Origin of the sequence: Streptomyces sp. NBC_01190 (assembly GCF_045039895.1) — a bacterium.
Classification (GTDB): domain Bacteria; phylum Actinomycetota; class Actinomycetes; order Streptomycetales; family Streptomycetaceae; genus Actinacidiphila.
Genome location: NZ_CP108580.1, coordinates 3,746,887 through 3,768,845, shown reverse-complemented (window position 1 = coordinate 3,768,845; position 21,959 = coordinate 3,746,887). Strand labels below are relative to the sequence as shown.

Below are 21,959 nucleotides of genomic sequence, written 5' to 3'. Positions count from 1 at the left end.
TTCGAATTCGTAGCAAGTAGAATCCACGCATGCCGCAGACCCCATCCCTCGATGCCGAGCAGTTGGCCGCCTACTTCGCCCTGACGGAGGTCGGCAGCCTGCTAGAGCACGCCGTGGAACAGCAGCTCCGCGAGGACGGCGGACTCAGCCAGATCCAGTTCCAGATCCTCGCCGTGCTCGGAGAGACCCCCGAGGGGCGGAGCCGGATGACCGACATCGCCGACCGGCTGGTGCACAGCCGCAGCGGACTCACCTACCAGGCGGGCCAGTTGGTCAAGGCCGGGCTGGTCACCCGGACACCGTCCAGCGACGACGAACGCAGCGTCATCGTCACCCTCACCCCGCAGGGGCGGGCGCGGCTCGGACAGGTCATGGGCGGCCATGTCGAGGTCGTGCGCCGGCTGCTGCTGGCGCCGCTCGACCGGGCGGACATCGTCACCCTCACCGGCATCCTCGGCCGGGTCCGTACCCACATGCGCGCCACCCCGCCGCGCTCGGCCGCGCCGCGCCGTAAGCCCGCAGGCGGTTCCGGCGGTTCCGGCGGCTCGGCCGCCTGACCTCACCCGAACGGCAGCGCGATGGCCCGCAACGGCACGGTGACGCTGGACGGCAACGACATCACCTGGACCTGCTCCCGACCCCGTCCGCGCCCGGGCGCGGCGCCGTCCGGCAACGGGCTTCCGCGCATGCGGTCATACGGGACGACCGGCTGATCTACAGTGCTGAGGTCAGTACCTGTCACCTGGTGACCTCAGAAGGACCTACGGATTATGCCGACCGAGACGTTCGAGTTTCAGGTGGAAGCGCGCCAGCTTCTCCAGATGATGATCCACTCGATCTACTCCAACAAGGACGTGTTCCTGCGCGAACTCGTCTCCAACGCCTCCGACGCGCTCGACAAGCTGCGGCTCGAAGCGCTCCGCGACGACTCGCTCGGCGCGGACGTGTCCGACCTCCACATCGACCTCGAAGCCGACCCGGAGGCCCGGACGCTGACCGTCCGGGACAACGGCATCGGCATGTCGCGTGACGAAGTGGTCCAGCTCATCGGCACGATCGCCAACTCGGGCACGGCGAAGTTCCTGCGGGAGCTCAAGGAGGCCGAGGACGGCGCCGCGACCGAGGGGCTGATCGGCCAGTTCGGCGTCGGGTTCTACGCCAGCTTCATGGTCGCCGACGAGGTCACGCTGCTGACCCGGCGGGCCGGCGAGAGCCAGGGCACCCGCTGGGTGTCGAGCGGCGCGGGCACGTACACCGTCGAGGACGTCGAGGACGCGCCGCAGGGCACCTCGATCGTGCTGCGGCTCAAGCCGGTGGATACCGAGGACCAGCTCCACGACTACACCTCCCGGTGGAAGATCAAGGAGATCGTCAAGCGGTACTCGGACTTCATCACCTGGCCGATCCGGATGGCCGCGCAGCCCGCCACGACGGTTGGGGCGGACGGGGATTCCGACACCGACACCGACACAGCCGCCGGCACCGACGCGGACGCCGAGGTGTCCGGTGCCGCCGCCGCGGAACCCGAGACGCTCAACTCCATGAAGGCGCTCTGGGCGCGCTCGCGCGACGAGGTCACCGACGAGGAGTACAGCGAGCTCTACAAGCACATCAGCCACGACTGGACCGATCCGCTGGAGACGATCAGGCTCCAGGCGGAAGGCACCTTCGAATACCAGGCGCTGCTCTTCATCCCGACCCACGCCCCGCAGGACCTCTTCATGCAGGGCTACAAGCGCGGTGTGCAGCTCTATGTGAAGCGTGTCTTCATCATGGACGACTGCGAAGAGCTGATGCCGTCGTACCTGCGCTTCGTCAAGGGCGTGGTCGACGCGCAGGACCTGTCGCTCAACGTGTCCCGCGAGATCCTCCAGCAGGACCGCCAGATCCAGTTGATGCACCGCCGGCTGGCCAAGAAGGTGCTGTCGACGGTCAAGGACATGATGTCCGCCGCGCCCGACCGTTACGCCACGTTCTGGCGGGAGTTCGGCCGGGTGCTGAAGGAAGGGCTGCTCGGCGACTTCGAGAACCGCGACGCGATCCTCAACGTCTCCTCCTTCGCCACGACCCACGACAAGGACGAGCCGACCACGCTCGCGCGGTACGTGGAGCGGATGAGGGACGGCCAGGAACACATCTTCTACCTCACCGGCGAGTCCCGGCAGGCGATCGAGAACTCGCCCCACATGGAGGCGTTCCAGGCCAAGGGCATCGAGGTGCTGCTGCTCACCGACCCGGTCGACGAGGTGTGGGTCGACGCGGTGCCGGAGTTCGACGGCAGGCAGCTCCGGTCCGTCGCCAAGGGCGAGGTCGACCTCGGTACCGAGGAGGAGAAGCAGGAGGCGGACACCGAGCGGGAGAAGGAGCAGCAGGAGTACGCGGACCTGCTGACCTGGATGACCGGCCGGCTGGGCGAGAACGTCAAGGAGGTACGGCTCTCCTCGCGCCTGACCGTCTCACCCGCCTGCATCGTCTCGGACACCCACGACGTGACCCCGGCGCTGGAGAACATCTACCGCGCGATGGGCCAGAAGATCCCGCAGGTCAAGCGGATCCTCGAACTCAACCCCAAGCACCCGCTGATCACCGGCCTCAACCGGACCCACACCGAGCGCCCGGCCGAGGCCGGCCTCGAAGAGACCGCCCAACTCATCTACGACCTGGCCCTGTTGGCCGAGGGCGGCGAACTCGCCGACCCGTCCCGCTTCGTCAGGCTGATGGCGGACCGCCTCGAACGCACGCTCTGAAGCTCGCGATCGACGGGCGGGTGCCGGGCTGGCACCCGCCCGTCCGCGCCCGCCGTGGACGTCCGCCGCCGGGGACATCCCCGGCCGGCTCAGTCCGGGCCCAGCCAGCGGTAGTGGAGTTCGGGCCGCCCCACCTGGCCGTACGCGGGGGTGCGGGCGGCGCGGCCCGCCTCGACCAGGTGTTCGAGGTAACGGCGGGCGGTGATCCGGGAGATGCCGACCGACTGGGCCGCCGCGCTGGCGGTCAGGCCGAGCGGCGCCACCCGCAGCGTCTGGATCACGGTGGCGAGGGTGGGCGCGCTCAGCCCCTTCGGGAGGACGGCCGGGCCCGGTGCGCGCAGGGTCGCCAGGGCGCGGTCGACCTCGTCCTGGCTGCCCGCCTCGCCGGCCGAGGCACGGAAGTGGGCGTACCCCTCAAGACGGTCGCGCAGGGTGGCGAAGGCGAAGGGCTTCAGGATGTACTGGACGACGCCGAGCGAGACACCGGTGCGGACCACGGACAGGTCGCGGGCGGAGGTCACCGCGATGACGTCCATCCGGTGTCCGGCGGCGCGCAGCGAGCGGGCGAGTTCCAGCCCGTGGCCGTCGGGCAGATAGAGGTCGAGCAGGATCAGGTCGACCGGCACCCGCTCCAGCGTCCGCCGCGCCTCCGCCACCGAACGGGCCGTGCCGACGGCGGCGAAACCGGGCACCCGGCCGATGTAGAGGACATGGGCGTCGGCCGCGACCGGGTCGTCCTCGACCACGAGGACACGTATGGCTGCCTCGATCATGGGTTGTCTTTTACCACACCTGTGCCGGTTTGCCGCCGGGCCCGCCGGCGGGGAGCAGCGGGCGGCGAAACCCCCTGCCGCGCCCGCCTCATGACAGCGTCGCGGCGGGCCGCAGCGGCAGCCGTACGGTGAAGACGGCCCCGCCCGTGGGCGGCACCGTCAACCCCAGGGTGCCGCCGTGGCGCGTCACGGTCTGGCGGACCAGGGCGAGCCCGAGGCCGCGCCCGCCGCCGGCCGGGTCCTTGGTCGACCAGCCGTGCTCGAAGACCGCCTCGGTGTCGCCGGAGGGGATGCCGGGGCCCGTGTCGGCGACCCGCAGGACGAGATGCTCCGGATCCGTATCGGCGGTGACGGTCACGGTGACCCGCGCGGCCGGCCGTCCCTGGGTGGCGTCGAGCGCGTTGTCGATCAGATTGCCGAGGATCGTCACCAGGTCCCGGGCCGGGATCGCCGCGGGCAGCAGTGTGTCGTCCAGCACGCGGTCATACGGCGGATGGCCGTCGAGCCGGTGGTCGTCGAGGCGGCCGTTGTCGGGCCGCCGGTTGCTGAGGGAGCCGTCGTCGAGCCGGCCGTCCGTGCTGACCACCAACTCGACGCCACGCTCGTTGGCCTGCGCCGCCTTGCCCAACAGCAGCGCCGCCAGGACGGGTTCGTGGACGGCCGCGACCACCTGATCGGTCAGCGCCTGCGCGAGCCGCAGTTCGGCGGTGGCGAACTCGACCGCCTCGGCCGCGCGGCCGAGTTCGACCAGGGACACGACCGTGTGCAGCCGGTTGGCCGCCTCATGGGCCTGCGCGCGCAGCGCCCGGCTGAAGTCGCGTTCGGAGTCCAGCTCGCCCAGCACCACCTGGAGTTCGGTGTGATCCCGCAGGGTCACCATCGTCCCGCGCTGCTCCCCGCCGGATACCGGTGAGGTGTTGACGACCAGGACGCGCTCCGCGGTCAGATGGAGCTCGTCCACGCGGGCGTCGGGGGAGAGCAGGGCCGCCGTCAGGGCCGCGGGCAGGCCGAGTTGGGTGACCCGGCGTCCCACCGCGTCCTCCCGCAGGCCGAGCAACTCCCGTCCGCCGTCGTTGATGAGCGCGATGCGCTGATCGCCGTCGAGCAGCAGCAGCCCCTCGCGTACGGCGTGCAGCGCCGCCTGGTGGTAGTCGTACATCCGGTGCAGCTCACGGGCGTTCATGCCGCGGGTGTGGCGGCGCAGCCGCGTGTTGACCAGATACGTGCCCAGTCCGCTGAGGGCGAGCGCGGCCGCGGCGACACCGATGAGAGCGGTCAACTGCTCACGGGCCCTGGCGCTGATCGCCCGCACGGTGATCCCGGCGCTGACCAGACCGACGATCCGCGGGCCGGCGCGGATCGGGGTGATCACCCGTACCGAGGGGCCGAGCGTCCCGGTGTACGTCTCGGCGAAGGTCCGGCCGCGCAACGCGGGCCCGATGTGGCCGAGATAGCGCCGGCCGATCTGCGCGGTGTCCGGATGCGTCCAGCGGATCCCGTGGGTGTCCATGATCGTGACGAAGTCCACCCCGGTGGCGCCCTGCACCGACATCGCGTACGGCTGGAGGAGCGCGGTCGGATCGCCGGGGTCGCCGATGGCCCGCACCACCGAGGGGGAGGCGGCCACCGCGCGGGCCACCGCGGTGGCCTGGCGGCGGGCGGCTTCGGTCGACTGGCGGCCGTCGCTGACGTAGGTGAAGATCGCGCAGCCGGTGACGGCGAGCGCGACCAGTACCGTCTGCACCGCGAACAACTGCCCCGCCAGGCTGCGGGGCCGGGGGAGGTGCGGGCGCACCCGGAGGTACGGCACACGCGGCCATCTCACGGTGTCGGTCCGCCCTTCGCGTCGGCGTGAACTCAACGAACGCAATGGTGACGGCCCGCACCGGCTCGGCGATAGTCGCGGGAACCGCCAGGGCGTGAGCCGCACGCACGGCGCCACCCGGTTCCGGTGCGCCAGCGCCGGGCCCCGGGTGTGCCCATGATGTCGTCAAGGAGGACACCCATGTCCCAACCACCGGTGGCCCAGGCCGTCCGGCGCGACCGCACCCACTACCTCTACATCGCCGTGATCGTCGCGGTGCTGCTCGGTATCGGCACCGGCTTTCTGTGGCCGCACTTCGCCACCGAACTGAAGCCGCTGGGTACCGGGTTCGTCAATCTGATCAAGATGATGATCTCGCCGATCATCTTCTGCACCATCGTGCTGGGGGTCGGTTCGGTGCGCGACGCGGCGCGGGTCGGCCGGGTCGGCGGGCTGGCGATCGCGTACTTCCTCGTCATGTCGGCGGTCGCGCTCGCCATCGGCCTGGTCGTCGGCAACATCCTGCACCCGGGTGACGGCCTGCACCTCACCGAGGCGGCGAAGAGCGTGGGCCACACCGCGGCGGCCGACGCCCACGAGGGGCCGGTCGACTTCCTCCTCGGCATCATCCCGACCACGCTGGTGTCGGCCTTCACCGAAGGCGAGGTGCTGCAAACGCTGTTGGTCGCGCTGCTGGTCGGCTTCGGCCTCCAGGCGATGGGACGCGCGGGCGAACCGGTGCTGCGGGGCATCGGCAGCATCCAGAAGCTGGTGTTCCGGGTGCTGTCCATGATCATGTGGGCGGCGCCGATCGGCGCTTTCGGGGCGATGGCGGCGGTCATCGGCGAGACCGGCACCGACGCGCTGAAGGCGCTGGGCACCATTATGCTCGGCTTCTACCTCACCTGCGCGCTGTTCGTCCTGGTGGTGCTCGGCGTCCTGCTGCGGCTCACCACCGGGGTGAACCTCCTGCGGCTGCTGAAGTACCTGGGCCGGGAGTTCCTGCTGATCCTGTCCACGTCGTCGTCTGAGTCGGCGCTGCCGCGGCTGATCGCGAAGATGGAGCACCTCGGGGTGAGCCGCCCGGTGGTCGGCATCACGGTGCCGGCCGGCTACTCCTTCAACCTCGACGGCACGATGATCTATCTGACCATGGCGTCGCTCTTCATCGCGGACGCGCTCGACCAGCCCCTGGCGCTCGGTCAGCAGATCGGGCTGCTGCTGTTCATGATGATCGCCTCCAAGGGGGCGGCGGGGGTGTCGGGTTCGGGCATCGCCGTACTCGCCAGCGGCCTCCAGTCCCACCAGCCGGCCCTGGTGGACGGTGTCGGCCTGATCGTCGGCATCGACCGTTTCATGAGCGAGGCGCGGGCGCTGACAAACTTCGCCGGCAACGCCGTCGCCACGCTCGTGATCGGGACGTGGATCCACGAGGTGGACGCGGAGCGGGTGAAGCTGGTGCTGGCGGGCGGGCTGCCGTTCGACGAGACGACACTGGTCGATGAGGGGGATGACTCGGCAGACGGGGACGGCACGGCCGGCGGCGAAGGCGGCGACGCCGGCGGTCCCGGTCCGGAGGGGAGCGCCCAGCCGGCTCCCGCGGCGCACCCGGCCCCGCAGCCGGCCGGGTAGCGGGGCTCACCCGCGTACGAGAGCCCTCGAACCGCGAACGTCCGGGCCGGCCCGCGCGGGCCGGCCCGGACGCCGTTGGTCGACCGGCGAGCGGACGTCGCTCAGCAGGTCAGGAAATCAGCAGGTCGGCCGGTCAGGCCACATCGAACCGGTCGAGGTCCATGACCTTGCTCCACGCCGCGACGAAGTCGTTGACGAACTTCTCCTTCGCGTCGTCGCTCGCGTAGACCTCCGCGACCGCGCGCAGCTCGGAGTTGGACCCGAAGACCAGGTCGGCCCGGCTGCCGGTCCACTTGACCTCGCCGGTGGCGGCGTCGCGGCCCTCGAAGGTGTTGGCGTCCTCGGACGTCGCCTGCCACGTGGTGCCGAGGTCCAGCAGGTTGACGAAGAAGTCGTTGGTCAGCGACCCGGGGGTCTCGGTGAGCACACCGAGCGACGACTGCTGGTAGGTGGCGCCCAGCACCCGGAGGCCGCCGACCAGTACCGTCGTCTCGGGGGCGCTCAGCGTCAGCAGGTTCGCCCTGTCGATCAGCAGGTACTCCGCCGACAGCCGGTTGCCCTTGCCGAGGTAGTTGCGGAAGCCGTCGGCGGCCGGTTCGAGCGCGGCGAAGGACTCCACGTCGGTCTGCTCCTGCGAGGCGTCCGCGCGGCCCGGCGTGAAGGGGACCTCGACGTCGAAGCCGGCCGTCTTCGCGGCCTGTTCGACGGCGGCGGCGCCGGCGAGCACGATCAGGTCGGCGAGCGAGACCTGCTTGCCGCCGCTCTGGTCCGCGTTGAAGGACTCCTGGATGCCTTCGAGCGTACGCAGCACCGCGGCCAACCGGTCGGGGTCGTTGACCTCCCAGCCGCTCTGCGGTTCCAGGCGGACGCGCGCGCCGTTGGCGCCGCCGCGCTTGTCGCTGCCGCGGAAGGAGGAGGCCGACGCCCAGGCGGTGGAGACGAGTTCGGACACCGACAGGTCCGAGGCGAGGATCCGCTGCTTGAGGGCGGCGATGTCCGCGGCGTCGACGAGTTCGTGGGTCACCGCGGGCAGCGGGTCCTGCCACACCAGCGTCTCGCTCGGGACCTCGGAGCCGAGGTAGCGCACCACCGGGCCCATGTCGCGGTGGGTCAGCTTGAACCACGCCCGGGCGAAGGCGTCCGCGAACTCCTGCGGGTTCTCCAGGAAGCGGCGCGAGATCTGCTCGTAGGCCGGGTCGACGCGCAGCGCCAGGTCGGTGGTGAGCATCGTCGGGGCGTGGGTCTTGGACGCGTCGTGGGCGTCGGGGACGGTGCCCGCTCCCGCGCCCTCCTTCGGCTTCCACTGGTTGGCGCCCGCCGGGCTCTTCGCCAGCTCCCACTCGTACCCGAAGAGGATCTCGAAGAAGCTGTTGTCCCAGCTCACCGGGGTGTTGGTCCAGGCGCCCTCAAGGCCGCTGGTGATGGTGTCGCCGCCCTTGCCGGTGCCGAAGGTGTTCCGCCAGCCGAGGCCCTGCTCCTCCAGCGTGGCGGCCTCGGGGTCGGCGCCGACGTTCTCCGTCGGACCGGCGCCGTGGGTCTTGCCGAAGGTGTGGCCGCCCGCTATCAGGGCCACCGTCTCCTCGTCGTTCATCGCCATCCGGCGGAAGGTCTCCCGGATGTCGCGAGCCGACGCGAGCGGGTCCGGATTGCCGTTGGGGCCCTCGGGGTTGACGTAGATGAGGCCCATCTGGACCGCGCCGAGCGGGCTTTCCAGCTCGCGGTCGCCGGTGTAGCGCTCGTCGCCGAGCCAGGTCTTCTCCGGACCCCAGTAGACGTCCTCCTCGGCCTCCCAGACGTCCGCGCGGCCGCCGGCGTAACCGAAGGTGGTGAAGCCCATCGACTCCAGTGCCACGTTGCCGGCGAGGATCAGCAGGTCGGCCCAGGACAGGCTCTGCCCGTACTTCTTCTTGACCGGCCACAGCAGGCGGCGGGCCTTGTCGAGGTTGGCGTTGTCGGGCCAGCTGTTGAGGGGGGCGAAGCGCTGCTGGCCGGCCCCGGCGCCGCCGCGGCCGTCGCTGATCCGGTAGGTGCCGGCGCTGTGCCAGGCCATCCGGATGATGAACGGGCCGTAGTGGCCGTAGTCGGCCGGCCACCAGTCCTGCGAGGTGGTCAGCACCTCCGCGATGTCCTGCTTCACGGTGGGGAGGTCGAGGGAGGAGAACGCGGCGGCGTAGTCGAAGTCCGCGCCGAGGGGGTTGGCCACGGCGGGGTTCTTGGCGAGGATCTTCAGATTGAGCCGCTCCGGCCACCAATCCCGGTTTCCACCGCCGTGCGTCGGGTGCGGGGCGCGGCCGTGCGCGACGGGGCAGCCACCTCCGCCCTGCGCCTGCTCGTCCTTCGCGTCGACGACGACTGCGTCATGGTTCTCGGTCATGGTTATCCTTCCGGACCTGGCGGATCACGGTGCTCAGCAACTGCGGGGAACGAACGGGGCGATGAGCCGCGGGGGCCGGACGTCGCGGATGGGCCGGGGGCCGGAAAGCCGTACGAAGGCGCGGACCTTCACGGCCTCGGCGGCGCGGTCGCGGCACGGGCGGCCGTCATCCGCGGGCCGGCACCGCGCGGTGCCTCGGCGGTGGTCCCTTGACGTCTGTGTCTCCTGCCGTACGGGAGTCGGAGTCTTCCTGTCCCTTGGCTATCACCGGAACCGATCCTACAATGGACGGAGTCCAAGTCAAGAAGTGGGCCAAACGCATATCTCATCTGATTCCGGATATCCGTTGGTAAACTCCGGGCATCCCACGAACCTGAATAGGTGAACCGATATGAGTGACCTGCTGGAGCGACTGCGGGGACGTGGCTGGCGGATGACCTCCCAGCGGCGCGTCGTCGCGCAGGTCCTCGACGGCGACCATGTGCACCTCACCGCGGACGAGGTGCACGCCCGCGCGGCCCAGCGGTTGCCCGAGATCTCCCGGGCCACCGTCTACAACACGCTGGGCGAACTCGTCTCCCTCGGCGAGGTGATGGAGGTCGCCACCGACGGCCGCGCCAAGCGGTACGACCCCAACGCCCATCACCCGCACCAGCACCTGGTGTGCTCCGCCTGCGGCACCATCCGCGACGTCCACCCCGCCGGCAACCCCCTCGCCGATCTCCCCTCCGACCAGCGCTTCGGCTTCACCGTCGCCACCGCCGAGGTCACCTACCGCGGGCTGTGCCCTTCCTGCACGTAGCCGCCGCCGCGGATTGCCGGTCGAACGGCGGCCGGTTGCCGGTTGCCGGCCCGATGGCTCGCGGCCGGTTCGGCCTCCGTCGCACCGACCGCGGCGCGGTCGCCCCGGACGGTCACGGCCCGAGACGGCGGATGCGGGCCGGGAAAGCGGGCAGACGGTCGTGCGACGAGACCAGGAGGAGGCAACCGTGGCGGACACCGAGGCCGAGGCTGCGGCCGGACGCGGGGCCGAGGCGGGCGAGTCGTCCGGGCGGCCCGTAGGGGCGGAGGCTCCGTATCGGGCCGAGGTCGTACGGGGAGACGGGCAGTGGCATCTGACGGTGTCCGGACTCGACGACCACCCGGACCGCGGCGAGGTGGACGCCCTCGTCGTCACCGTGCCCCAGGACGGCGCGGGCGAGGCGCTGCCCGCGAAGGACCTCGACCGGATGCTCCACAAGTGCGGCTTCGCCCGGGACGCCGACTGGACCGGCCACGACGACCGCTGGACCGCCCCCTGCCGCCAATCCACCACCTGGGCCGCCCCACCCGCCCCACCCACCACCCCCTGACCCGCCCGGCCCACCGCACGCCGCTGTAGCCGCGGCCGCCGTACCCCTGACCGGCCCCGGCGCCCGGCCGCCGCCCGTCCGGCACCGGAGGCTCAGGCGGAGGCAACCCTGACGCCCGGTCCGCCGGATCCGGCCGAAGACACGTGCGGGCGCGCCATTTTCGCGCCGGAACCCGCGGCGGGGCCGGCCCGTGAGCCCATGCTGCATCAGGCGCGCATCCCGCGCCACGACACGGGGGCACCACCGTGCCCGGCGGCGGAGGGCGGACACCGATGAAGCAGGGGCAGCGGCACCGTACGAAGGGCACGAGCCGCGCGCGTTTCGCGGTGGGGACCGCCATCGCGCTCACCGCGACCCTCTGGGCGGGCGCCGCCGACTCGGTGGCCGACTCGCCGGCGCTGGGCTCGGGGACGGGCGTGTACGACGGAACCGTGCCGCTGACGACGCTCAGGACCGCGACCACGTATCTGCTCAAGGACCCGACGCGGGGCGACACCGCGACCACGGACGGCAAGACCAGCGCGATCCTCACCGACCCGGACAACGTATGGGGCAACGGACTCGCCTCGAACCGGCAATCGGCAGGGGTGGACGCCCAGTTCGCGGCGGCCTCGGTGTGGGACTACTTCAAGTTCACCTTCAGCCGGGTCGGCGTCAGGAACGACGGCCAGGGCATCCGCAGCGTCGTCCACTACGGCACCAACTACGGCAACGTCTTCTGGGACGACACGTGCGGCTGCGTGCGGTACGGCGACGGGGCGGGCAACACCCATCCGCTCACCGAACTGGACCTCGCCGCACGGGAGATCACCCACGGCGTGACCTCGGCCACCGCCGGCCTCGGGTACACCGGCGAGGCGGGCGCCCTCAACGAGGCGACCTCGGACATCTTCGCGACGATGGTGGAGTTCGCGGCGAACATCCCGGCCGACGTCCCCGACTACCTCATCGGCGAGAAGGCCGACCTGAACGGTGACGGCACCCCGCTGCGTTTCATGGACCGCCCCTCCCGCGACGGCGCCTCCCCCGACTACTACTCCTCGGCCATCCCCGGCATGGATCCGTATCTCGCCTCGGGCGTCGCCGACCACTTCTTCTTCCTCCTCGCCGAGGGCAGCGGCCCCCGCACGATCAACGGCATCGCCTACGACAGCCGCACCGTCGACGGCGCCCCCGTGACCGGCATCGGCCGCACCGCCGCGGCCGCCATCTGGTACCGCGCGCTGACCGTCTACCTGACCCCCACCGCCACTTACCACACCGCCCGCACCGCCACCCTGAACGCGGCCCGCGACCTCTACGGCACGCTGAGCCCCCAATACGCGGTGACAGCGGCGGCCTGGTCCGCGGTCAACGTCCCCACCTGACCCGCCCGGACCGCCTGCCTCACCTCTGCGTCAGGCAGCCGCCGTACGGCGGTGTGCGGGGCGCCGGGCGATCGGCGGGAAACACGTGGTCGGCCCGCGGAGGTGGTCGTTACACTGCGCAGGCCCCGAAGGGCCCGGTGGCTGTCACCGGGGCCGGGGCTGCGTTTCCAGGGGGGATCGTATGTCTCGACTGTTCGGTGGGCGACGCCACAGGCGTCTCCGGGGGAGAACGGGCGCCGTCGCGCTCACGGCACTGGTCACGAGCGCGGCCGTCGCGTTTGCCGGATGGGTGGGGCCCGCTTACGCCACCGCCGGACCGGCGGCCGCGAAGGCCACGGCCGCCGCCGCCTCGGCCCACAGGCCCGCGGCCGGTCCGGCGACGTCCCCGGTGACGGCCCCGGCGGGGACCGCTTCGGCGAAGGCCGGGGGCACGCCCAAGGCCGGGGGCACGGTGAAGCAGCGGAAGACCGCCGCGCCCGCGCCCGGGCCCACCAAGCCGGCCGCCCCCGCCAAGAAACCCCCGGCTCCCGCCGCCCCCTCCGCCGCCAAGGTGAAGACCCTCCGCGCCAAGGCCGCCGCGAGCGCCACCACCGCGGCATCCGCGAAACGCAGCCAAGCCACCGACTGCGGCGGCCCGTTGCCGCTCGACACCGTGCACGTCTGCGCGTCCATCGCGGTGAACGGCAGCGACACCTACACCGTCACCACCTCCGCCGCCGACGACCTCCTGACGATCCAGCTCACCGAGACCGACGACGCCGAGGTCACCGGGCAACTCACCGGCCCGGACGGCGCCGAGGTCAACTGCTCGATCACCGGCTGGTACGGCCCGGCGAGTTGCCCGACGGGGGCGGCGGGCGCGTACACGCTCGTCATCACCGACTCCTACGGCAGCGGCGGATACACCCTCGCGGTCTCCTCGCTCCGGACCTCCCCCTGCACGGCGCTCACCGAGAATGAACTGGCCTTCGGCGCCGCGCCGTTGACCGGATCGATCGCCGCGGGCGGCGCCTCCGCCTGCTACGCCCCCGCTACCGGCGCCGCCACCAGCGGCGACCTGCTGCGGATCGGCGGCCTGTCGTACGAACTCCAGGCCACCGTCTACGACGCGAGCGGCACCTCGGTCTGCACCGTCGGGCCGTACGGCGACACCTGCACGCTGTCGGGCACCGGTCCGTACCGGGTGGTCCTGCGCGACACCTACGCCCAGGCCGTCTCCTACGACGTGACCCTGAACCGGCTCTCCCACCCCGCCGGTTGCGCGGCACTCCCCGCGGCGCCGTTCGGCGACCCGGGCGAGGCGGTCGCGTCGGGATCGCTGCGAGTCGGCGAAGTGGCGTGCCGCACCGTGACGTTGCCCGACGGAGCCGCGGCGGTCTCCCTCCAGGGCGGGGAGTCGACCAGCGGCACCACGTCCTGGACGCTCTACACCGCGGACGGGCAGCAGGTCTGCGCCGGAAACGACGACGCGACCTGCGACACCCTCCCCGGGGCCGGCGCCTACACCCTCCTGCTGGAGAACACCTCGGTCTTCGACCCGGCCGCCTACGCCGTGGCCGTCCTTCCCCTGACCAGCACCACCGGTTGCGCCGCCACGGTGGGTACGGCCTACGACCTGCCGCTGCTGCACGGCACACTCGCCTCGCCGGTGCAGACGGACTGCCGGCCGTTCAGCGGTACGGCCGGCGACCGCGTCGATCTCGCCGCCTCGGGTGTCCGCGCCACGATCGTCGACCCGTCGGGCACACCCAGTTGCTCACGCGACACCGGCGACGGGTCGAGCCAGGACGGCTGCGTGCTGACCGGCGCCGGCCCGTACCGGGTGATCACCGCCGGCACGTACGACTTCACCGGCGCGTACGTCCTGCGCATCGCCAGGCTCTCGCAGCCGGCGGGCTGCACACCGCTGCCGCCCCAGGCGTACGGCACCGACCCGGCCATCTCCGCCGACCCCTGCTGGCTGCTCCAGGTGCCCGCGGCCGGTACGTACGACGTCGGCGGGACGGGGGTCTACCACCAGGACGGCACGCGGTTCTGCGCCCAGGGCGCCGACTCCTGCACCTTCCCGGCCGCCGGCACGTACGCCATGGTGTTCCGGCCGGACTACCTCGACGACACCCCGTTCGCGCCGGTCTTCGTCTCTCCCACCCAGACCGCGGGGTGTGTGCCGGGGTCCGACACGGGCTTCACGAGCGGCCCGCTGAGCTTCGATCTGACCGCCCCGGGCCGGCGGGACTGCCTGACGCTGCCCACCGCGGCCGGCAACGGCCTCTACCTGGCGGCGAGTCCGTCCGACACCGGGACGAACCCGGTCGAGACGGTCTACGACGCCAGGGGAGTCCAGAGCTGCGAGAACCAATACTCCTTCTCCGTCTGCAAGTTGACCGGCACCGCGCCCTTCCACCTCGTGCTGACGGCGCCCCAGCCGGGTGTCTACGGGCTGACCGTCCAGCGCACCGGTGACGCCACCGGCTGCGCCGCCTGGCCGCGGACCTCGTTCGGCGGCTCCACCGGCACGCGGGTCCAGCTCACCACGGCGATCCAGACCGTCTGTCTGGCCCTTCCGGCGAACGGCCACTCCACTGCGGAGATGATCGACTGGACCAACACCGCCAACCGGGTCAACGCCTCTGTGCAGGTGTTCGACGCCGCGGGCAACCAGGTGTGCGCCACCATCGGCAGCTCCACGACGACGTGCCGCTACACCGCCGGCGTCAGCTACACGGCCGTCCTGGTCGGCGCGGCCGGCGCCGACACCTACCACCTGGTGCGCCGCGACGTGTCGTCCACCGCGGTGTGCGCCGCCCCGCCGTCGCTGACCGTCGGCGGTCCGTCCACCGGCTACACCTTCACCTCCGCCCTGGACTCACGCTGCCTGCGCGTCCAGGCCGCCACCACCGACAAGTTGTGGCTGTCCGTACGGACTCCCGCCGCCGCGGCGGACAGCGGCGCGGAACTCCTCGTCGTCGACGCCGGCGGTGCGATCGTGTGCTGGCAGCACGGGGCCTCGTGCCGGGTGAGCGGCTCGTCGTCCTATGTGGTCGCCGTCCTCGCTTCGGGATACGCGGGTACGCCGATCGCCGCGCACGTGGACACCTGGCGGATGGGTACGGCGGCCGGCTGGGTGCCGCAGTGCGCGGCCAACTCCCTCTCCCCGGACGGGTTCGCGCTCCGCGGCGGGACCTTGACCGAGAGCGCCACGGCCTTCTGCGGGGTGATGCAGGTCAAGCCCTTGCAGGGGTTCGATGTGTACGGGACCGACAGCGACCCGGCGGCCACCCCGGCGTTGGGCCTCTACAGCAGCGCCAACTGGAACGGCACGTCCATCGACTACGCCTACCAGTGCGGCGGGGAATACGGCGCTTTCGACTACCACTGCTCGGTCGACGGCAACGCCGCGCCGGCTCAGGTGGTGTTCGTCCTCAGCCCGGGCGCCGCCAGGACCCCCGTCGCGTACACGATGCAGGGCGTGTGCAGCTTCCAGTGCTCGACGCCGCCCAGGACCGCGGACCTGACCTCGGTGGCGCCGGCCTCCGGGCCCGCCGAAACGGACAACAAGGTGGTGATCCACGGCAGCAACCTGACGCTCGGCACCGAGGTGGAGCTGGCACAGAACGGCGTGCGGGCGAGCTACAACCGGATGACGACGCCCGTCTCGGTCAGCGCCGACGGCACGACGCTGACGGTGCTGCTCACCACCCGGGGGGTCGCGCCCGGCGCGTACGACGTCGTCCTCGATCAGGCCGGCTACACCACCGGCACGAGGTCGCCCGGCTATCTGCCGGGCGGCTACACCGTGACGGCGGCGAAGCCCTATGCCAAGGGGGGCGGGCCGGTGCACATCACCGATCCGGCGCGGGCGGTTGTCCACAACCGGCCGAGCTGAGCCCTGCCGAGGGGCCTCGCCGGGCTGCCCGGCGGGGCCCTCGCCGGGGGGCTTTATACGTCAGGGTGCGGCGGCCCAGGAGACGGTGAAGTTCCCGGCGGCGGTGATCGGCGAGACGACCGTGCCCGCGGCCTGCTGGACCCGCGGGCCGGCCAGGGCGAGGCTCCTGCCGTTGGCGGTGGCCGAGGTGAAGGCGGCGATGACGGCGGAGTGGGAGATCGGGCGGGTCGGCCCGGCCGACGGGACGTCGGTCAGCACCTCGGCGGAGGCCAGGCCGGCACCGGCCAGGGTCTTCCTGGCCGACGCGGTCCAGCCGGCCGTGACGTCGGCGACGGTCAGGGTGAACGTGCCGCTCCCGTCGGTCGTGACACTCGCCCGCATGGCGTCGCCGGCCCGCACCGGGTTCGCGAAGGTGACCGGATACGCCGGATACAGCTCGTACCAGGCGTACATGGTGCCGCTCGTACCGGAACACTGGCCGCTGGTCCCGGCCTGCTCGACCGTCTGATCGGTGGCGCCGTCCAGGCCCACCCAGTACGAGGTGTCGTTCGCCGTCCCGGCCGAACACGTGAGCTGCGGCTGCGTCCACCCGGCGGCCACGGACGTGAACCGCCCCCCGACGGCTACATACCCCGACTCCCCGCCCCCCGCGACGACCGACCCACCCGGCCCCCCGACGGCGCCCGCGGGCCCGGCGGCCCACCCGGCGACGAGAGCGCCTCCGGCGACGGTGATGGCGGCGACGGCTGGCATACGTCGTAAGCATCTCATCAGGCAGCTCCTCGTCACGGGGCTCCGGGCTTCTCCCGGCGCGTTCGGCGGTTCGACGCGCGTACGGATCCGGGCCCCATGCTCCCCGGTCGCCCGCCCCCTGAAAACCCCACCACCCCCGGCCCCTTGCGCCTCCGACACCCTTGCGCGGACCCGCCCCGGGAAAACCCACAACTCGGGCTGATCCTCCGGCGTGACCGCCACGCCGTGCGGAACCGGGCCGAGGCGCCCGGCCCGCAGAAAGGTGAACATGCCCCGCAGGATCGCGACCGCCAGCAGGACGGTGACGGCCACGACCGCGCCCTGGAACTCGGCCACCCGCGAGAACAGCCGCGTCACCAGCACCCAGTCGAGCGCCGCCATGGCCGCCAGCAGCACCAGGCCCAGCAGATAGAAACCGGCCAGCAGGACGAGCGCGCGGACAGCGCGCAGCCGGAACGTCATCGAAAGGTCCCCCCACAGGACTCGGTCGGCCCGGAAAGGCCGCCAACGACCGCGGACTATACCCAAATTCAACCAACACAGGCCGCCGGCCTTTTCGCTGACCGGGCCGCGTGCTCCGGTGGGATCGGCGGGGCGGCGGAAAGCTCATTCAAAGCCAGTTGGCGGCGCGGTACTTGTGGAGCCCAGCGCCGGCGTGGTGCCCTTGTGGCTCCTAGGGCAACTGATGCTGAGGGGGCACACGAGTCTCATGATCAAGCGAATAGTCGCCGTGTCGGCGCTGATCCCGGCCATGCTCGGCGTTACCTCCGGCGTCGCCTCGGCGCAGTCCGCGCCGAAGGCGACCGCCGCGGTGGTCACCCTCACCTACGACGCCAGCCAGGCGGCGCAGTGGGCGAGCGCCATCACGCTGGGCGCGCAGAACTGGAACGGCGCGCTGCACAACGTACGCCTCCAGCCCGCCAGTTCGCGCAGCTCGGCCAACTTCGTCTACAAGGCGACCAGCGGCTGGCCCCAGACGACGCTCGGACCGTTCTTCCCGGGCGGCAGCAGAGGGCAGGTGCAGCTCGGCCAGGAAGCGGTCGACGAGGGGTACGACATGACCCGGATCGCGGCGCACGAAACCGGACACATCCTGGGGCTGCCCGACCACTACACCGGCCCCTGCTCGGAGTTGATGTCCGGCCACGGCCCTGGCACGTCGTGCACCAACGCCAAGCCGACGGCGGCCGAGGCGGCCCAGGTCGACCGGAACTACGCGGGCCGGATCGCGGCGCGGACCGCCAACCACCAGATCGTGATCGACATCTGGTCCGCACCGGCACCCGCCCGCGCCCACTGAGCAACCACCCGACATCGAGGGGCCCCACCGCGTGCGCGGTGGGGCCCCTCGATGTTGTGCGACGCACCGCGGCGGCCCCTTCCGTTGCCGAAGTTTGACGCAACCTTGGAGAGCGCTCTCCCATCTCTCCCGGCCCGCCCGGAGGACACTCTCCATGGTTGGCGGGATGGCATCCGGCGAGCTCAACGGCCGCTTCCCGCCGCTCCGATCAGCCATGCCCTGCCGCACCCCGCCATGCCCGGCCGCACCCTCGTCATGCCCGGCCCTACCCCCGCCGCGCCCCCTGATGTCCCCCCACGTGCCCCACGCCCAACCACCCCCCACCGCCTCCGCGACCGAAAGGAATGCAATGAGGCTGCTCCACCTCCACCTCCCCCTCCCACGACCACGACCGCGACCGCCGGCCGGCACCCGCGGCCGCTCGCACCCCACCCCCCACCGCCCCTCCCCCCACCGCCCCACCTTCCGCGCCCTGTTCGTGGCCGCCGCCCTCTCCGCCCTCTCCCTCGCCGGTGTGCACACCGCGGCACACGCCGCCGGCAGCGGCCCCTTCGGCGGCACCGCGGCCCCCGTCCCCGGCACGGTCCAGGCCGCGAACTACGACACCGGCGGCCAGGGCGTCGCCTACAGCGTCGTCTCCACCAACGGCAGCGCCAACAGCTACCGTTCGGACGGCATCGACCTGGAGAGCACCGCGGACACCCAGGACACCACCGTGGCCGGCGGGGCGTACGACATGGGCTGGACCACTCCCGCCCAGTGGTTCAAGTACACCGTCAACGTCGCGACCGCCGGAAACTACACGGTCGGCTTCCGGGTCGCCTCGCCGTACGGGCTCACCGACGCGCTGCACATCGCCAACGCCGCCGGCACCAATCTGACCGGCGCGGTCGCCATTCCGAACACCGGTGGCTACGAGACCTGGACCACGGTCACCGCCGCCGTCACCCTGCCGGCCGGCCAGCAGACTCTCACCGTCGACCAGGACTCCAACGGCTGGAACTTCCACTACCTGGACTTCGCCCAGGGATCCGGAGGCAGCGGTGGCGGTGGCGGAGGCGGCAGCGGCGGCACCGGCCCGACCGAGTACTGCGGCACGCAGGACCTCGCGCTCGACCAGCCGACCACCGCCTCCTCGACCCAGGACGCCACCGCGTACCCGGCGTCCGGCGCCACCGACGGCGACCCCGGCAGCCGTTGGTCGAGCGCGGCCGGTGACCCGCAGTGGCTGGAGATCGACCTCGGCGCCAAGCAGCAGCTCTGCGGTATGGGCATCCTGTGGGAAGCCGCGTACGGCAAGGCGTTCACGGTCCAGGTGTCCAGCGACAACGCGAACTGGACCACGGTCTACTCCACGACCACCGGCACCGGCGGGAACCAGACGTTCAGCGTCTCCGCGACCGCCCGCTACGTCCGGCTGAACGGCACCGCGCGCGGCACCACGTTCGGCTACTCGATCTTCGAGTTCGACGTCTACGGCCTGACCACCGTGGCCCCGGTCGGCGGCGGCAACGGCAACGGCGGCAACGGGGTCTGCCCCTGGGTCGGCTCCACCGCGCCGGTCGCCCAGCGGGTCCAGCAGGTGCTCGACACCATGGACCGGGCCGAAGAGGTCACCCTGGCCTCGGGCGACGGCAGTTCGGCCTACATCGGCCAGGTCGGCGCCATCCCCAACCTGTGCGTACCGGCGCTGAACCTGGAGGACGGCCCGTCCGGGGTCGGCGACGGAAACGGCGGTGTGACGGCTTTCCCCGACGGTGAGAACGCCGCCGCGACCTGGGACCCGGCACTGATCAACCAGGAAGGCGCGGCCAAGGGAGCCGAGTTCGCCGGCAAGGGCGCGAACGTCTCGCTCGGCCCGACGACCAACCTGGTGCGCGACCCGCGCTGGGGCCGGACCTACGAGACCTACGGCGAAGACCCGTACCTGGCGGGGCAGATCACCTCGGCCGAGGTCCAAGGGCTCCAGAGCCAGGGGGTGATGGCCGAGGTCAAGCACGCCGCCGCCTACGACCAGGAGCGGTACCCGAACGGCGGCGACAATGAGACGGTCAGCCAGAAGGCGCTCGAAGAGCTTTATCTGGCGCCCTTCCAGACCGCCATCGAGCAGTCCGCACCGGGCTCGGTGATGTGCTCCTACGCCGTGGTCAACGGCGCGCCCTCGTGCGCGAGCGCGCAAATGCTCCAGCGCGGACTGGATGACGAGGCGGACTACGGCGGCTTCGTGGTCTCCGACTGGGGCGCCGCGGGCAACGCGGTCGCGGACGCCATGGGCGGTATGGACATCGCGATGCCGTTCTCCGACGCGAACGACGTGTCCGCCGCCCTCGCGGCCGGCACGCTGAGCCAGGGGACCCTGAACGCCATCGTGGCCAGGATCCTGACCCAGATGTTCGCCTTCGGCCTCTTCGACAACCCGCAGACCGGCTCGCTCGCGGCCACCGTCACCACCACCGCGCACCAGCAGACCGCGCTGAAGCTCGGTGAGGAGGGCTCGGTGCTGCTGAAGAACAACGGCCTGCTGCCGCTCAACCCGAACATGACCGGGTCGATCGCGGTGATCGGCACCGACGGCGGCGCCGGGGTCGAACTCGCCGGCGGCGGCAGCGGTGGCGTCGACAGCGCCACCACCGTATGGCCGCTGACCGGCGTGCAGAACGCGGTCGGGCCGAACGTCAAGGTCACCTACACGGCGGGCGACGACAACGGCACCGCCGACATCCCGCAGGCGGTCGCCGCGGCCCGGGCCGCGACCGACGCGATCGTCTACGTCAGCGCCCCGGAGGGCGAGGAGAGCGACCTGGCCACGCTCGACCTGTCCAGCGCCGACGAGACGATGATCAACGACGTGGCGGCGGCGAACCCGCACACCATCGTGGTGATCAACAGCGGTTCGCCGGTGGTCATGCCGTGGCTGAACAACGTCGCGGGCGTGTTCGAGAACTGGTACGGCGGCGGAGAGACCGGCGCCGCGACGGCCGCGCTGATCTTCGGCGCCGCCAACCCGTCGGGCAAGCTCCCGGTCACCTTCCCCGGCGGCCTCAGCCAGGTCCCGGCGCAGACCACCGCGCAGTGGCCGGGCACCCCGACCGGGCCGATCTACAGCGAGGGGGTGGACATCGGCTACCGCTGGTATCAGTCCCAGAACATCACCCCCGCCTTCCCGTTCGGCTTCGGCCTGTCCTACACGAAGTTCTCCTTCAGCAACCTCAACGTCGGCGGTTTCAACGCCAACGGCAAGGCGACGGTGACCGCGACGATCACCAACACCGGCTCGGTGGCGGGCGCGGACGTGGCCCAGATGTACGTCGGTGATCCGGCGGCCGGACAGGACCCGCCGGAGCAGTTGGGCGGTTTCCAGCGGGTCACGCTCAACCCGGGACAGAGCGCGACGGTCACCTTCCCGCTGACCGTCCACGCGTTGGCCTCCTGGTCGGCGACGGACAACCAGTGGGAGGCGCCGGCGGGCGCGTACTCGATCAAGGTCGGGGACGCCTCCAACAGCCTGCCGCTGACCGGCTCGACCAGCCTGGCCCAGACGCTGACCGGGCAGGTCGCCGCGGGTGCCTCGGGCGCGGGCGTCTCGTTGGCCAACACGGCGGTCAGCGCGAACGTCACCGCCAACTCGGGTGTGCCGGGCGCGGAGACGGTCGGCGTGGTCAACCCCTTCGGCTACAGCAGCCCGAAGGGCAAGGCGGTCTCCTTCGCCCTCCAGGCGGTGGACTCCAACCCGGCGCAGAGCCTCACCTTCACCGCGACCGGGTTGCCGCCCGGCATCACGATCGCGTCGAACGGCACGGTCTCCGGCACCGGCGGCACCCTCGGCACCTCCACGGTGACGGTGACGGCCACGGATACGAAGGGGGTCTCCGGTACGGCCACCTTCATGTGGTCGGTGGTGCAGTGAGCGGGGTGCTCCGCTGACCGGGTGCGCATGAGCGCCGCCGCGCGGGCCAGGCCCCACCGCCTGC

Annotated in this window: 14 protein-coding genes; 9 read left to right on the top strand and 5 right to left on the bottom strand. The window is 71.7% G+C overall.

Annotated elements, in window-relative coordinates:
* The first annotated feature begins 29 nt into the window (after positions 1 to 29).
* Complete coding sequence (locus OG519_RS15545) at positions 30 to 557, top strand: MarR family winged helix-turn-helix transcriptional regulator (protein WP_405583644.1); 528 nt, start codon at positions 30 to 32, stop codon at positions 555 to 557.
* A 213-nt stretch (positions 558 to 770) separates the two neighbouring features.
* A complete protein-coding gene (htpG, locus tag OG519_RS15540; RefSeq protein WP_405583642.1) occupies positions 771 to 2,747 on the top strand; it encodes a molecular chaperone HtpG in 1,977 nt (658 codons plus the stop codon).
* A gap of 89 nt (positions 2,748 to 2,836) precedes the next feature.
* Here htpG and OG519_RS15535 read toward each other — a convergent pair whose 3' ends face one another.
* Complete coding sequence (locus OG519_RS15535) at positions 2,837 to 3,520, bottom strand: response regulator (RefSeq protein WP_405583640.1); 684 nt, start codon at positions 3,518 to 3,520, stop codon at positions 2,837 to 2,839.
* Between the two features lie 88 nt (positions 3,521 to 3,608).
* On the bottom strand, positions 3,609 to 5,315 hold the full coding sequence (locus OG519_RS15530; RefSeq protein ID WP_405592748.1) for an ATP-binding protein: 1,707 nt from the start codon (positions 5,313 to 5,315) through the stop codon (positions 3,609 to 3,611).
* A gap of 210 nt (positions 5,316 to 5,525) precedes the next feature.
* Here OG519_RS15530 and OG519_RS15525 point away from each other — a divergent pair, with 210 nt between their 5' ends.
* Entirely contained in the window at positions 5,526 to 6,956 is a 1,431-nt protein-coding gene (locus OG519_RS15525; RefSeq protein ID WP_405583638.1) for a cation:dicarboxylate symporter family transporter, read from the top strand.
* A 133-nt stretch (positions 6,957 to 7,089) separates the two neighbouring features.
* Here OG519_RS15525 and katG read toward each other — a convergent pair whose 3' ends face one another.
* Positions 7,090 to 9,330, bottom strand: a complete 2,241-nt coding sequence (gene katG / locus OG519_RS15520; protein ID WP_405583636.1) for a catalase/peroxidase HPI — start codon at positions 9,328 to 9,330, stop codon at positions 7,090 to 7,092.
* Between the two features lie 391 nt (positions 9,331 to 9,721).
* Between katG and OG519_RS15515 the strand changes: the two genes are divergently transcribed.
* The 3 genes from OG519_RS15515 to OG519_RS15505 all read left to right on the top strand — a co-directional run bounded on the left by OG519_RS15515 (position 9,722) and on the right by OG519_RS15505 (position 12,049).
* Complete coding sequence (locus tag OG519_RS15515) at positions 9,722 to 10,132, top strand: Fur family transcriptional regulator (RefSeq protein ID WP_405583634.1); 411 nt, start codon at positions 9,722 to 9,724, stop codon at positions 10,130 to 10,132.
* Positions 10,133 to 10,319: 187 nt separating this feature from the next.
* Entirely contained in the window at positions 10,320 to 10,682 is a 363-nt protein-coding gene (locus tag OG519_RS15510; RefSeq protein WP_405583631.1) for a hypothetical protein, read from the top strand.
* Positions 10,683 to 10,954: 272 nt separating this feature from the next.
* Positions 10,955 to 12,049 carry a M4 family metallopeptidase gene (locus OG519_RS15505; RefSeq protein ID WP_405583629.1) on the top strand — a complete coding sequence of 365 codons (1,095 nt, stop codon included), beginning with the start codon at positions 10,955 to 10,957 and terminating at the stop codon, positions 12,047 to 12,049.
* Between the two features lie 300 nt (positions 12,050 to 12,349).
* Here OG519_RS15505 and OG519_RS15500 read toward each other — a convergent pair whose 3' ends face one another.
* Complete coding sequence (locus tag OG519_RS15500; RefSeq protein WP_405583627.1) at positions 12,350 to 12,499, bottom strand: hypothetical protein; 150 nt, start codon at positions 12,497 to 12,499, stop codon at positions 12,350 to 12,352.
* A 1-nt stretch (position 12,500) separates the two neighbouring features.
* Between OG519_RS15500 and OG519_RS15495 the strand changes: the two genes are divergently transcribed.
* Complete coding sequence (locus tag OG519_RS15495; RefSeq protein ID WP_405583625.1) at positions 12,501 to 15,935, top strand: hypothetical protein; 3,435 nt, start codon at positions 12,501 to 12,503, stop codon at positions 15,933 to 15,935.
* 60 nt (positions 15,936 to 15,995) lie between these two features.
* Here the strand turns inward: OG519_RS15495 and OG519_RS15490 are convergent, their stop codons facing one another.
* Positions 15,996 to 17,150: a G1 family glutamic endopeptidase gene (locus OG519_RS15490; RefSeq protein WP_405583623.1), complete on the bottom strand. Its 1,155-nt coding sequence runs from the start codon at positions 17,148 to 17,150 to the stop codon at positions 15,996 to 15,998.
* Positions 17,151 to 17,397: 247 nt separating this feature from the next.
* On the opposite strand from OG519_RS15490, the gene OG519_RS15485 reads away from it, so the two are divergent.
* Together OG519_RS15485 and OG519_RS15480 are read left to right on the top strand one after the other, a co-directional pair.
* The gene (locus OG519_RS15485; RefSeq protein ID WP_405583621.1) at positions 17,398 to 17,988 is read left to right on the top strand and encodes a snapalysin family zinc-dependent metalloprotease; all 591 of its coding nucleotides are present in this window, start codon (positions 17,398 to 17,400) and stop codon (positions 17,986 to 17,988) included.
* Positions 17,989 to 18,337: 349 nt separating this feature from the next.
* Entirely contained in the window at positions 18,338 to 21,895 is a 3,558-nt protein-coding gene (locus OG519_RS15480; RefSeq protein ID WP_405583619.1) for a glycoside hydrolase family 3 C-terminal domain-containing protein, read from the top strand.
* Positions 21,896 to 21,959 lie beyond the last annotated feature (64 nt).